Origin of the sequence: Ramlibacter sp. WS9 (genome assembly GCF_003797765.1) — a bacterium.
GTDB lineage: Bacteria > Pseudomonadota > Gammaproteobacteria > Burkholderiales > Burkholderiaceae_C > Ramlibacter.
The window spans coordinates 171,096-184,045 of record NZ_RKMB01000010.1; the positions used below are offsets into that span (position 1 = coordinate 171,096).

The window sequence follows — 12,950 nt, forward strand, 5'->3', positions numbered from 1 at the left end:
GCTTAGCGCACGCCTTCGCCGGCCATCGCGTCGGGCGTGAACACCGAGTCGCGGTAAGCCGGCATGGGCTTGTACATCGCCTTGCGCTCGTTGACGATGCCGTTGACGTAAGAGCCGCCGGAAGTCAGGTCGTACACGCCCCAGGTAACCATGGGCGTCGCCTGTATGTCGGACATCACGATCGGCAAGCCAAAGGGCACGCGCGAGATCTGCCCGTTGGCGTCCCAGCGGTCCGCCAGAACCGCCTGCCAGCTGTCTTCATCGATGTAGTAGCGGCTCTTGGGCGACGTGTGCCGCTGCCCCGGCTTGAGCGCGGCTTCGACGACCCAGACACGGTGCAGTTCCCAGCGCACGTGGTCCGGGTTGAGGTGGCGCGAGCCCAGAACGTCGCTGTCCTTGGTGGGCTGGAAGGTCTTGTTGCTGTTGTAGGGGATGAACATTTCCTTCTTGCCCACGAGCTTCCAGTCGAAGCGGTCCATGCGCGTCGCGAACACTTCGACTTCGTCGAAGTTGGTGATGCCCGCGGAGAAGGGCGTGGGCGTGTCGCAGCAGGCGTTGGGCAATTTGCGAACGCGCCGCTGGCCCGTCAGGTAGACCCAGGTCGCGGTCTTGCTCTCATCCACGGACAAGCGGCCGGTGATGGCCTCGCCGGCGCGGATCGCCGGCCCCTTGGTGAGCGAGCGCACCAGCCAGTACTCGCCGCCGAACTTTTCTGCGCCGCCGCCCTGGCTGTAGTACGGCATGGTCTGGTCGTTCGCCGTGTCGTTCGAGAGGATCCACTGGCCTTCGGGGGACAGCTGGTAACCCCGGAACTCCCAGTGCCAGGCCTCACCGCGCCAGGCCAGCTTGTGGTTCCACATCACTTCGATTCCGCTCTTGGGGATGGGGAAAGGCACGCCGCCGAAAGCACCTTCGGGCTGAGGTCCCGCCCCGCCCTCGACCAGCTTGGCGGCGGTCGCGTTCTTCAGTGTGTTGTCGTAGACCCATTGGGGCGCGATGGCTGTGCGGCGCGTCGGGTACACGTCGATGCGGAACGTCTCCGGATACTTCTGCATCAGCGCCTTGGCGCCTTCAGTGAGACGGTCGCCGTACTGCGCCATGTTTTTCGAGTTGACCGAGAACAGGGGCTTGTCCGCAGCGAACGGGTCGCCGCGGCGGCCCGCCGTGCTGAGCGCGGCGCCGGGCGTCGGGGCGCCGGTCCACGCGGGGATGCTGCCGTCCTTGTTGCCGGCGCGCTCGGCGCCCATGGGTGTGAGGGTGGACTTGAGTTGCGCCGCTTCCTGGGCGGGCACGGCCGCGAGGGCGTCGGCGCAGGACAGCGAGAGCGCGGCCGCCAGGGCCAGGGCCGCGCGGTGGGGGGTGCGTGTCATGGGATGTCTCCTTGTTCTCAGAATGAATAGCTCAGCGAGGCGGCAACGAAGTCGCGGTCCCTGAGCGTGTGCTTCCAGCTGTAGGCATTGCCGGCGGAGGCGTCGTTGAATGTTCCGCTCGGGCCGAAGTAATGCGTGTAGGCGAGGCTGAAGCGCCAGACATCGCGGAAGCTGCCGTTGAGGCCGACGCTGACGTCCCCGCCGCCGGCGGGGACCCACATGTTGGGACTGGTCATCGCCAGAGGGCGCGAGCCCTTGGGTGCCCAGCCCAGCCCGATGGGCACGCCGATGTCGACGCCGTCGAAGACGTTGCGGTACTTCGGCTCCAGCACGGCGCGCAAGGCCACGCCGTCGCGCGTGCCGTTGGGGTCGATGGCGGCTGCGTTGCGCGTGACCTTCAAAACGCGATTCCACGCGACTTCGGCAACGAGCGACGCCTCGCGCCACATCGGCGTGGGTTCCAGCGACGCGAGGGTCGAGAGGTTGATGTGCGCGGTGTTGCCCACCGCATAGCCCGGGTTGTCGGTGTTGTTGGTGCGCGGAGCAGGCGTGAAGCTGCTGACGTCCGCGCCCTGCGAGCTGGCCAGGTCCTGGTTTCGCCGCAGCGAGCCTTCCACCGCCACGTTGAAGTTGCCGAAGGTGCGGCTGGCGCTGGCGCCGTAGGCCTCGATCTTCTGGTGGTAGGCCAGCTGATAGCCAATTGGGATCGGGCCCATCGGGCTCATGCCGATCAGTGACACCAGCTGCGGCGCCTTGTTGTGGAAGCGGATCGCGTAGAGGCCGTAATCGGTCTGCTCGCCGCGGATGCGAAGCTGCAGACCGCCCTGGCCGCTGTTGGATGGCCGCAGGTCCGGCTGGCGCAGCGCCGCCAGCCCGGGGCCAAGCAGGATGGCTTCGCCGCCGTCGATGGCCGGGTCGGCGTTGGAAAAGTAGCTGCCCACGGCCGGTGTGCGGTTAGGCGCCCACGAGGTTTGCACATAGCCGCCGACCGAGATCTGCGAATTCAGCTGCACCTGCCCCGACAGCTGCGGAACGGGACGGATCGCTTCCTTGAACTGCGTGCCGGGCACCGACACCAGTTTCACCGCGTCCACCGGCATCTGGCCGCCGGCGATGGCGTTGCCGCCGAAGAACAGGCTCTCGCCCCACACCAGCGCGTGCCGGCCCGCACGTACGGTGGCGTTCATGCTGCCGATTTCAAACTTGCCGAACACGAACGCATCCAGCACTTCGGCATCACGGCCATGTACCTCGCGCGTGGCCGCGGTGAACTGGTTGTAGGGTACCGACAGCTGGTTGGGGGCGGCGCCGCCAGGGAAGCCGGGGTTGTCATTGGCCTTGTTGTAGACACTGTCGTACCAGCCGGCAGCGCTCACGCGCAGGCCCAGTCGCTTTTGCCAGCTCACATCGAACTCGCTGAGCACGTCGACGCGGTTGGAGATAACGCCCTTGGAGAAATTTCGATCGCCGTCGTCGTTGTTGGGGTTGGCCAGCAGGCTGGCCTGCGGGCGCTTCAAACGAGCGGCGGCGCTGTACTTCAGGGTGTTGTCCCAACGCATGGACACGTCTTCGTTTCCGGTATCGATTTCGATCGCGAGCGCTGGGCCCGCGCACAGGGCCAACACGGCAAGCGCCGCGGGCCGCAAGGTCCAGGTGCGGGGGGTGGGGTGTGTCTTTGTTTTCATTGCGTTGTCTCCTGCCTCGGTGGGTTGTGAATGGGGGAAGGCCATGGCATCTACAGGTCGAGAACCAGCCGGGCGCTGTTCGCACGTGAACAGCAGGGCAGGAACTGGTCGTTGCGGGCCTGTTCGTCCGGTGTCAGGTACAGGTCCTTGTGGTGCGGTATGCCGTCCAGCACCCGCGTGAGGCAGGTGCCGCAGACGCCTTGTTCGCAGGAGGTGGACAGCACCACCCCTGCCGCGGCCAGTGCCTGCACCACGGTCTGTTCCTTGTCGACGCGGATGACGCGTCCCGAACTGGCGAGCTGCACTTCGAACGACCCATCGCCGTCGTGGGACGGCGGCGGCGCGCCGAAGAATTCGCAGTGCAGGTGGTCCTCGGCCCAGCCGCGCAAGCGCGCGGCCGCCAGCACGGCATTCATGAATCCGGTGGGGCCGCACACGTAAAGGTGCAGCCCGGGCTCCGGCTGGCGCACCACAGCGTCGATATCCAGCCGTTGCTCAGCCGGCCCGGCGTCGTGATGCAGACGCACTCTGTCTGCGAAGGCCGAGGCGGCAATGCGGACCTTGAAGGCGGTGCGATCCACGTCGCGCGTGCAGTAGTGCATGTCGAACTGCGCGCCGGTCACCGCCAGCCGCTCGGCCATGCACAGGATGGGCGTCACGCCGATGCCGCCGGCCAGCAGCAGACTGCGCCGCGCCTGCGCGACCAGTGCAAAGTGGTTCTTCGGCACGCTGATCTGCAGCACGTCGCCCTCGTTGACACGATCGTGCATGGCCGCGGAGCCCCCGCGCGACGCCGCGTCGCGCAGCACGGCGATCAGGTAGCGGTGCTGCTCCGCCGGGTCGTTGCACAGCGAGTACTGGCGTGTGAGGCCGCCCGGCACATGCACGTCGACGTGGGCACCAGCGGAGAACGCCGGAAGGCTGGCTGAGTCTGCGCTGACCAGCTCGAACGAGCAGATTCCACTTGCCTCCACTGCCTTTCGTGCGACGCGCACGTTCAATGAAGAGGGATTCATCGGGGCGTCGGAACTAGGCGACGGTCTTCTGCGCAGTCGTCGCCGCTTCGGTGGCACGCAACTGCGCCAGGATGCGGCGAGCACGCACGCCCGCGGCGTCGCCCGGCAACAGAACGGGTGCCAGCGACAGCAGGTCGGAAGTGCCCATGTACTGCCAGACGGCCTCGATCATCGGCTCGTCTTCCTCGGTGAAGGCCATCTGCACTTGCTGTTGCATGACCTTCGAGACCTCGGCGTTGTCCGTCACGAAATTGCGTGCGGCAAGCCAGGTGTAGCGTGTACGCGTGCTGTCGATGGGCGTGAGCAGGTGCGCCATGTGGATCAGCTGGCCATCCTCGTCGCGCCCACCCACGTCGGTCACGCCTACATCGAGCTGCAGCGTGCCCGGCGGGTCCCAACGTATGTGGGCATGGAAGTCGCACGGCCGGGACGTGTCGCGAAACGCAGCGAACTGCGGCGTCACCGCCGTGTCGGGCACGTAGTGGTAGGCCCACACCGTGTTGCCCTGCTGCTTCATCTCGAAGCGCAGGTTGTTCACGCTGTCGGCCGTGGCCAGGGTGGTGGGGTGCAGGAATGGCGCGTGGCTCAGGTCCAGCAGATTGTCGAGGGCTGTTTCGTAGTGGGCATTGATCTCGAAATCGCCGCTCACCAGCGCCCATCGGCCCGCGCCGAAGAACTCGCCGAAATCGGGGGCCGGTGTCGCCGCGGCCAGCTCGGGGTCGCCCATCCAGGCCCAGACAATGCCGTCGCGCTCCACCGTCGGGTAATGCCGGACCCGAGCGGCCTGGGGCACCTTGTGGTCGCCGTGCGGGTTGAAGGCACACGCGCCGCTCGCGTTGAACTGCAGCCCGTGGTAGGGGCATTCGATGTGGTCCCCCTTCACAGTGCCCTTGTGCAGTGGGGCGAAGCGGTGCGGACAGCGGTCCGACAGCGCGACCGCCTCGCCGCTGGTGGTGCGGTACAGCACCATGGGATCGCCCAGCATGGTTTGGGGCACGGGCGTGGTGGAGAGACGGTCTGAGAGGATGGCAACGTACCAGCCATTGCGTACGAGATTCATGGTGATTCCTTCATCAAGTCACCGCTTTCGGCGGGAGGGGTCTGCAGCAGAACTTGTGGCTGTCCTGCTGGTTAAAAATGTAGGCGCTGCCCCGTGCCTGCCCATCGTTCATATGGACCAAGTGGATGTACCAGCGCTGTGGCTGGGGGGCTCGTCGTGGATGCGACGTGCCTGTCGCCGCCGACGGCAAGAGGCCACCTGTTCGATTGCGCGGATAACTTATGCGCGGGCCCCTGATTCCCTATTGCCCGCTCGGAGCTGGAGTGCTGGAGCCGCGCAGCCCCAGAATCGCGCGAGCCTCGTGGGGCGAGACGATGCCCGCCCCGAGGCCCTCGACCAGGCGGCGGGCCTTGATCACCTGTTCGGCATTGCTCTTCGCGAACACGCCCTTCGAAATGAAGGCGTTGTCTTCCATTCCCACGCGAACGTGCCCACCCAGCAGCAGGGACTGCACCGCCATCGGGAGCTGGTTGCGGCCGATGCCGAAGCCCTGGAATTGCGCGCCCGCGGGCAGCAGGTTTCGCATATAGGTCATGGTTTCCGTATCGGCCGGCATCGTGAAATTGAGGCCCATCACGAACGAATACATGCCAGGACCATCGAGCACGCCGTTCTTGATCAGGTGTTTGGCCAGCACCGCGTCGCCACTGTCGAACAGCTCTATTTCGGGCCGAACGCCCGCCGCGCGCACCATCTCGGCCATGCGGGTGAGGACTTGTTCGGTGCTGATCACGATGCCACCGAAAACCTGCGCCGTCACCAGATCCAGCGTACAGATCTCGGGCTTGAGTTTCAGGACATGTTCGACACGCTTTTCTGGTGTCCAGATATGGGTCCCCGGGCCTGCCGACATAGGCAGCAGCGGGTCGGCGGGGTAGAAGCCCGAGCCGAGGCCCGTGGTCAGGTTCAGGATGACGTCCTTGTTCTGTTCGCGGATCAGGCCAACGGCATCCTCGTACAGAGCGAGATCACCCGAGAACTGGCCGGTCTGCGCATCGCGCACATGCACGTGCAGAATCGCGGCGCCAGCATCGGCCGCTTCAAGGCCGGACCGGGCGATTTGCGCGGGGGTGATGGGTTGGGCCGGATTGGCGGAGAGCGGACCCGCGCCGGTCAGGGCACAGGTGATGATGATTTTTTCTTGCATGGCTAAAGCTTTCTTGAAGTAATCAGGCGGCGCGCAAGCCGGCGGCCGGCCGCGGCTCGCGCATGCCGAAGGCCACCAGCAGGAGCCCGGCCACGGCGGCGGCCAGGGCGATCTGCGGCACCACCGTGATGCCGAATTGCTGCGACAGGCCGCCGGCCACTGCCGGCGCCAGTGCGCCGCCAACGATTTCGCCCACGCCGATGACCAGGCCCGTGGCCGACGTGGCCATGTGCGCCGGCACCGCCGCGCTGGTGAGCGGTCCCACGGTGATGGCGACGACGCCCGCAATCATGAAAGACACCGCGAACAGCGCCGTAGCGAGCGGCAGCAGCGGCTCAGCCCCCAGCGTAGGCAAGAGCCAGAGCCCTCCGATTGCCACTGCCAGCGACAGCAGCATCACCGGCTTGCGGCCCACGCGGTCCGACAGGGCGGGCACAGCCACCATGCCGACGCAGCTGCCCGCGCCCAGCGCCCCAAGCACCAGGCCCATGGCGTCCAGACCCAGGTGCAGGTGGTCGACGAGGTAGCTGGGCATGAAGGCAGCCAGCGTGATCAGGCAGCTCAGGAAGCAAGCCATGGCCACCGCGTTGACGATCACGGCGCGGTGGCGCAGCAGCTCGCTGAACGGGGCAGTGCGCCCAGTGGACGGCGCCGCGGGCACGCTGTCCCGCAGCGTTCTGGCCATCACCACTGCCAGCAGCAATCCGGGCACGGCCACGACGGCAAATACCCAGTGCCAGCTTGGCATCACCTTGAGCAGCGCGACGGCCACCACGGGCCCCAACCCGAGGCCGACCAGAGGCGCGGCCATCTGCTGAATGCCCACGTTCATGCCGGTGCGTGTGGGCCTGGAGGCTTCGAGCGTGGCCACCACGCTGGCCGGCACATAGGCGCCTTCGGCCAGGCCCATCAGGGCCCTGATGAGGAGCAAGCTGGCCATGCCCGATGCCAGGCCGGTGGAAGCGACCAGCACAGAGAACACCACGATGGCCGGCACCAGCACCCGCTTGGGCCCGATGCGGTCGCCCAAGCGCCCGGCGAAGATGGAGGCGACGCCCCAGGTCAAGGCCAGCACCGCGGAAATCAGGCCCAGGTCCTGGTAGTTGAGCCCCAGCTCCTTCTGCATCACAGGGAACAGCGGGTTGATGATGAACCGGTCCAGGCCCACCAGGCCAAAGCCCAGCGACAGCAGTCCGACGGCCTTTATCTCGTAGGCCGTGTCCCAGTGGGCTCGAGTGGTGGGCGGAGCAGCGGATGGGTCGGGGTTCATGCTTGGCTTTCAATATTTCTACGGCGGTGGTCCGGGGTGGACGGGTTTGCGCTGGTGGCCAGCGCCTGCGCGAACCCTACAATCGGGCCCCTGGATGCCTCAATGTTGATGTCAAGCGCACTCATACCCATCGTTCATATGGACCAAGTAGATGCACTAGAACCGCTGCTGGCTCACGCATCCATACAGGGCCCAGAAGAGCCCCCGGACGCCGGCCAGTTGAGCGCATTGCTGCTGCACCTGTACGAGGCAGCCAGGGCGACGGGTGTCGCCGAGTTTCAGCGTCAGGCCATGGAACTGGTGGCGCGCTACTTGCCGCACGACGGTTGCTGGTGGGGCCGTGCCACGTTCGATGGCGATCAGCACCGGGTCCATTGCTCATACCTGCACGGTTTGCCGGAAGACGTCCCGCAGCGCCTGAACACGACCGATCCGCAGAACGTGGTGGCGCGCACGACCACGAAGACCCCGAACCGCACGCACCAGTTCGGCTTGCGAGAGCTTGCTGCGGAGCCGGCCACCGAGGCGCTGACGGCACACATGGGCATCAGCCAGTCCCTGTGCATTGCCCACGTCGAGAACGCCACGGGCCAGATGAACTTCGTATCGGTGGTGCGGCGCGAGGAGGTGCCTCTTTTCAATGCCGGCGAGCGCCAACTGCTCGAATGGCTGATGCCGCACCTCGCGGCCGCCCTCGACGTGTGCTGCGCCCAGCGGATGGCGAGCCTTCGCACCGGCGCCGACAGCGCACTGCTGACCACGGACATGGATGGATGGGTCCACGTGAGCGAACCCGCCGTGGCGGCGCTGTTGCAGCGCGAGTGGGCCGGCTGGAGCGGGCCGCGGCTTCCGTCGGGGCTGTCGGAGACCTTGGTGCGGCCGCCTCATCGCTTCCTGGGGCGCCGCGTTCAGGCCGAAGCCGAATGGGCCGGCGAGCACCTGATTGTCATGGTGCGGCCGCGCAAGCCAGTCGACCTGCTGACTGCGCAGGAGCGTGCCGTGGCGGAAGCCTTTTCAGCGGGCCGCCCTTACAAGGAGGTCGCGGAGATGCTCAAGCTGGCGCCCACGACGGTGCGGCACCACCTGCGCAATGTTTATCTGAAGCTGGGAGTGGGCGACAAAGGGGCTCTGGCGCGTGCCTTGGCCGGGTGATGCGCTTCAACGGACTTGACTTCAACCGGGCGCTCACGCAGCGCGCGGGCGCGCACTTCGTTTCCTGATGGATCGCCTTCAGAACATCGAGACCTTTGTGCGGGTGGCGCAGACGCAGAGTTTCGCCGAAGCAGCGCGGCAGCTGCGGGTGGCCAAGTCGGTGGTCACGACCCGCATCAAGCAGCTTGAGGATTACCTGGGAGCCCCGCTGTTCCACCGCAGCACGCGAGTGGTTCGCCTGAGTGAGCTGGGGCAGGCTTTCCTGCACGATTGCACCGACCTGGTCGGACGAGCCAACGATGTTGTCGATCAGATGCGCGTGGGCGCAAAGCCGGCCGGGGCGCTGCGTGTGCATGCGCTGACCGGGCTGGTGCTGGGGCATTTCGCTTCGCTGCTGCGCGAATTCCAGACGGGCTATCCGGACATCCGGCTCGAGCTGATTGTCAGCGACGCCGTGGTGGACCCGGTCAAGGCGGGCGTCGATTGTGCGCTGCAGATATTCCCGGCCAGCTCGATGGAATTGGTCTCCCGGCCGCTGTTTCCGGTGCGGCGCGTTTTCTGCGCGACGCCCAAGTACCTGCATGCGCACGGTACGCCCGAAGATCCGCGCGATCTTCACAACCACACGCTCGGGTTGTATTCCGGCTATCCCACGCGTGACCGATGGACGTTCTACCAGGACGGCGGAGAACTCACGACGTATCTCTCCGCGGCGCTCTTGACCAACAGCGTGCACCTGCTGCGCGAGTACGCACTCGAGCACGCGGGCATCGTGTGCCTGCCCACGCTGGTGGCAGGGGCAGACATCCTTCGCGGCGAACTCACGGTGGTCCTGCCGTCACACCAGCTGTCTTCGTTCTGGCTCAGCGCGGTGTACGCAGGCACGTCACGCAGCTCCTTGAAGCTCAAGCTGTTCGTCGAACATATCACCAGCGCTTTTTCACGGGCACCACCTTGGGACGCCGCACTCGTTGCCAAAGGCTTGCTCCCGGCAGAACGCATCGAGGCGTGATGGCCGCGGGTTTACCCCGCCTATTGTTCTGAAACGCCGAACAATGCAATTTCAATCTGACCCCTAGCGGCCAGCAGGTTCATTGCCTAAAGTCCGCGCACTTGCAGCATGGACTGCACGACAACCCGCAGGAGACATTCATGGCCGTGGCCTATCACACCCGCTTCGGGTCGCTGAAGAATTACCAGAAAGGTCGCGTCGAGGTCATCGACGACGACGTGAAGCACTACGCTTTCTCCAATTGCTTCGAGATTGCCAGCAAGAGCAAACCGTACGAGCGTGTCGTGTTCGGGCAGAACCAGATCTACGTGCTGGAAGTCGCCCGCGCCGAAGGCGTTTCGCCCTGGTTTACCTGCGCGCACGATGAGTTCGCGCTCAGCATGGACGGCGAGGTCGAGGTTCATCTGATGGCGCTGGACGCAAACCAGGTCGTCAAGGATGAGGACAAGAACGGCGCCCTGCTGCTGCAAGGCGAGCCCAAGGGGCAGAAGATGGGCTGGATGAAGCTCAAGCGCGGCCATCAAGGCCTGCTGCCCAAGAACTGCGCCTACCAGTTTCGCAGCAGCGGCGAGCCTGGCGTGCTGGTCCTGCAAACCTGCAAGGGCGAACTCTCGGTCGAGAAGTGGGCCGAGATCTGCCAGACGCAATGAAACGTGCCGCAAGGAGAGAACTTCCATGAACGCCCCCAACGAATTTGCCAAGGCCATCGCCGCCCAGCCCGACGAGACGCATGGCTACCAGACCTTCACGCTCGGCAGCTTCACGTTCCGGCGCGACGAATATTTCGCCCACGTCACCTGGAAGACGCGCGATGGCCGCCCGCTGTCCCACACCATGGACGCTGCGAGCTTCCTGCGCGCACTGATGCGCGACGTGGGCTGGGGCTTCTTCTACGGCTGGGTCAACTTCGACAACGTGCTGGGCACCGTCAACCACTACACATCGGTGGACCTGTACGCGGGCAGCTTCAACGGCACCATGAAATCCGCCGGGGTGGACCTTCTGGAAAACTTCCCCACCGAGCAGATCCGCACGACTTTCGAGCAGATGCTGGATGACTGGACCAACGCGGGTTTCGATCCATTCGCCGCGCCCCAGGAAACCGGCACCGCTTACGGCCACAAGAACGGCAACAACACCGCCGCGGTCACACGGGCGCGCGAACTGGCCACTCGCTGCGTCGGCCTGAAGGGCGACTTGAACCTGCGCACCGACGAGCGTGGCGCGCCGGTCAACCGCGCATTCGCGGACGTGCCGCAGGACCAGCCCGAGCTGCATCCGGAGCCGGGTTTCGAGAACGAGGTGCACGCCTTCAACCTGTTCGCTTTCCTGTCGCGCAGCCGAGTCACCTGGAACCCCTCATTCACCAGCGTCGTGAAGTACAGCTTCATGTGTCCGACCACCGAAGAACACATCCTGCCCATCATCCACGGCAATGACCGCGTCGAGTGGTTCTTCCAGATGACCGACGAGATCCATTGGGACTGCGGCGACAAGAATAGCGGCAAGCCGCTGGCTCGCGTGATCATGAAAGCGGGCGACATGGCCGCCATGCCCGCCTACTGCCGCCACCAGGGCTTCAGCCCCAAGCGCTCGATGCTGCTGGTCTGGGAGAACGGTTCCCCCAATCTGGTGTACGAGATCCAAAAGGGCGAAGCGCCCGAAGTTCCGGTCAAGTTTTAACGTTCACAAAGGACACGTCCTGCGCGGCAGGCGTCGTTTTCCCTCAATGACAACGGACATCGAAGCCACGGTGGGCTTGCGCACGCCCATCCGCCACCAGCTGTTCATCGACGGGCAATTCGTCGGTGCCTTGTCGGGGGAAACGCAGCCCACGCTGAACCCGCACGACAACAGCGTGATCGCGCACGTGGCCATGGCCGGACGCGCCGACGTGGATCTTGCAGTGGCCGCCGCGCAGCGGGCCTTTCCCGCGTGGAGCCGCATGCCAGCCGCCGAACGCGGCCGCATCCTGCTCAAGCTGGCGGACCTGATCGAGGCCAACGCCGAGGAATTGGCGCGCCTTGAATCATTGGACACCGGCCACCCATTGCGCGACTCGCGCATGCTGGATGTACCGCGCACCGCGGCTTGCTATCGCTATTTCGGTGGCATGGCCGACAAGTTCCAGGGCGAGACCATTCCGGTGGAGGCAGGCTTCCTGAACTACACGCTGCGCGAGCCCGTGGGCGTGGTGGGCCAGGTGGTGCCGTGGAATTTTCCGCTGATGTTCACCAGCTGGAAAATGGCGCCCGCACTTGCGGCGGGCAACACCATTGTCATGAAGCCGGCGGAAATCACGCCGCTCAGCTCGCTCAAGATCGCGGAACTCATGGCGCAGGCCGGGATGCCGGCGGGCGTGGTCAACATCCTGCCCGGGCTGGGCAGCGTCGCGGGCCAGTACATCGCCGAGCACCCAGGTATCGCGAAAATCGCATTCACCGGGAGCACGGCCACCGGCAAGCGCGTGGTGCAGGCATCGGCGGGCAACTTGAAAAAGGTGCAGCTGGAGCTGGGTGGCAAGGGCGCCAACATCGTGTTCGAAGACGCGAACCTCGCTGCGGCCGTCAATGGGGCGGCCTGGGCCATCTTCCATAACCAGGGCCAAGCCTGCATCGCCGGCTCGCGGCTGATGCTGCACGAGAAGATCGCAGACGCGTTCCTTGAGAAGTTCATTCCGCTGGCCCAGTCGATCCGCCTGGGCAACCCGATGGACGAGACCACCGAGATGGGACCGCTCACCAGCGCGCTGCACCAGCAGCGAGTTCTGGCCTACGTGGACGTCGCGCGAAGCGAGGGTGGCGAACTGCTGGCCGGCGGCAAACCGCCCGCGGCGGCCGACCTCGCGAAAGGCTGCTATGTCGAACCCACTATCGTTCGCGCTTCAAGTTGGCAAGACCGTGTCGCGCAGGAAGAAGTGTTCGGCCCCTTTGTCACGGTGCTCACGTTCAAGGACGACGCACAGGCGCTGCAGATCGCCAACGGCACCGACTACGGGCTCGGCAGCGGACTGTGGACCGCCAACCTGCAGCGGGCGCACCGGTTCGCCCGCGACCTGCAGGTGGGCATGGTCTGGATCAACAGCTACAAGCGGGTCAACCCCGGCTCGCCGTTCGGAGGTGTAGGCCAGAGCGGCTACGGCCGCGAGATGGGGTTCGACGCGATGCGCGAGTACACGCAGGTCAAGAGCGTTTGGGTCAATGTCGACGCGCAGATCGCGCCGCACTATCCGCGCTGA

The 12,950-nt window shown here is 65.6% G+C and carries 11 protein-coding genes; 5 read left to right on the forward strand and 6 right to left on the reverse strand.

Annotated elements, in window-relative coordinates:
* Window positions 1–2: 2 nt before the first annotated feature.
* The 6 genes from EEB15_RS16855 to EEB15_RS16880 all read right to left on the reverse strand — a co-directional run bounded on the left by EEB15_RS16855 (window position 3) and on the right by EEB15_RS16880 (window position 7,548).
* Window positions 3–1,370 carry a DUF1329 domain-containing protein gene (locus EEB15_RS16855; RefSeq protein ID WP_141511030.1) on the reverse strand — a complete coding sequence of 456 codons (1,368 nt, stop codon included), beginning with the start codon at window positions 1,368–1,370 and terminating at the stop codon, window positions 3–5.
* 17 nt (window positions 1,371–1,387) lie between these two features.
* Window positions 1,388–3,055 (reverse strand): DUF1302 domain-containing protein, encoded by a 1,668-nt coding sequence (locus EEB15_RS16860; protein ID WP_141511031.1) that lies wholly within the window; start codon window positions 3,053–3,055, stop codon window positions 1,388–1,390.
* A 50-nt stretch (window positions 3,056–3,105) separates the two neighbouring features.
* Entirely contained in the window at window positions 3,106–4,071 is a 966-nt protein-coding gene (locus EEB15_RS16865) for a PDR/VanB family oxidoreductase (protein ID WP_141511032.1), read from the reverse strand.
* Window positions 4,072–4,084: 13 nt separating this feature from the next.
* Window positions 4,085–5,131, reverse strand: coding sequence for an aromatic ring-hydroxylating dioxygenase subunit alpha (locus EEB15_RS16870; RefSeq protein WP_141511033.1), 1,047 nt, complete (start codon window positions 5,129–5,131; stop codon window positions 4,085–4,087).
* 241 nt (window positions 5,132–5,372) lie between these two features.
* Window positions 5,373–6,278: a 3-keto-5-aminohexanoate cleavage protein gene (locus EEB15_RS16875; RefSeq protein WP_141511034.1), complete on the reverse strand. Its 906-nt coding sequence runs from the start codon at window positions 6,276–6,278 to the stop codon at window positions 5,373–5,375.
* Window positions 6,279–6,300: 22 nt separating this feature from the next.
* On the reverse strand, window positions 6,301–7,548 hold the full coding sequence (locus tag EEB15_RS16880) for an MFS transporter (protein ID WP_141511035.1): 1,248 nt from the start codon (window positions 7,546–7,548) through the stop codon (window positions 6,301–6,303).
* Window positions 7,549–7,686: 138 nt separating this feature from the next.
* Here EEB15_RS16880 and EEB15_RS16885 point away from each other — a divergent pair, with 138 nt between their 5' ends.
* The 5 genes from EEB15_RS16885 to EEB15_RS16905 all read left to right on the forward strand — a co-directional run bounded on the left by EEB15_RS16885 (window position 7,687) and on the right by EEB15_RS16905 (window position 12,950).
* Window positions 7,687–8,700: a helix-turn-helix transcriptional regulator gene (locus tag EEB15_RS16885; RefSeq protein WP_158290145.1), complete on the forward strand. Its 1,014-nt coding sequence runs from the start codon at window positions 7,687–7,689 to the stop codon at window positions 8,698–8,700.
* Between the two features lie 67 nt (window positions 8,701–8,767).
* The gene (locus EEB15_RS16890) at window positions 8,768–9,712 is read left to right on the forward strand and encodes a LysR family transcriptional regulator (RefSeq protein WP_141511037.1); all 945 of its coding nucleotides are present in this window, start codon (window positions 8,768–8,770) and stop codon (window positions 9,710–9,712) included.
* A 140-nt stretch (window positions 9,713–9,852) separates the two neighbouring features.
* Entirely contained in the window at window positions 9,853–10,362 is a 510-nt protein-coding gene (locus EEB15_RS16895; protein ID WP_141511038.1) for a hydroxyquinol 1,2-dioxygenase, read from the forward strand.
* 25 nt (window positions 10,363–10,387) lie between these two features.
* On the forward strand, window positions 10,388–11,395 hold the full coding sequence (locus tag EEB15_RS16900) for a hydroxyquinol 1,2-dioxygenase (RefSeq protein WP_141511039.1): 1,008 nt from the start codon (window positions 10,388–10,390) through the stop codon (window positions 11,393–11,395).
* Between the two features lie 88 nt (window positions 11,396–11,483).
* Window positions 11,484–12,950, forward strand: a complete 1,467-nt coding sequence (locus EEB15_RS16905; protein ID WP_141511088.1) for an aldehyde dehydrogenase family protein — start codon at window positions 11,484–11,486, stop codon at window positions 12,948–12,950.

Coding starts and splice junctions, on each gene's coding strand:
- EEB15_RS16855 (WP_141511030.1), bottom strand. CDS start 1,370: ATGACACGCACCCCCCACCGCGCGGCCCTGGCCCTGGCGGCCGCGCTC.
- EEB15_RS16860 (WP_141511031.1), bottom strand. CDS start 3,055: ATGAAAACAAAGACACACCCCACCCCCCGCACCTGGACCTTGCGGCCC.
- EEB15_RS16865 (WP_141511032.1), bottom strand. CDS start 4,071: ATGAATCCCTCTTCATTGAACGTGCGCGTCGCACGAAAGGCAGTGGAG.
- EEB15_RS16870 (WP_141511033.1), bottom strand. CDS start 5,131: ATGAATCTCGTACGCAATGGCTGGTACGTTGCCATCCTCTCAGACCGT.
- EEB15_RS16875 (WP_141511034.1), bottom strand. CDS start 6,278: ATGCAAGAAAAAATCATCATCACCTGTGCCCTGACCGGCGCGGGTCCG.
- EEB15_RS16880 (WP_141511035.1), bottom strand. CDS start 7,548: ATGAACCCCGACCCATCCGCTGCTCCGCCCACCACTCGAGCCCACTGG.
- EEB15_RS16885 (WP_158290145.1), top strand. CDS start 7,687: ATGGACCAAGTAGATGCACTAGAACCGCTGCTGGCTCACGCATCCATA.
- EEB15_RS16890 (WP_141511037.1), top strand. CDS start 8,768: ATGGATCGCCTTCAGAACATCGAGACCTTTGTGCGGGTGGCGCAGACG.
- EEB15_RS16895 (WP_141511038.1), top strand. CDS start 9,853: ATGGCCGTGGCCTATCACACCCGCTTCGGGTCGCTGAAGAATTACCAG.
- EEB15_RS16900 (WP_141511039.1), top strand. CDS start 10,388: ATGAACGCCCCCAACGAATTTGCCAAGGCCATCGCCGCCCAGCCCGAC.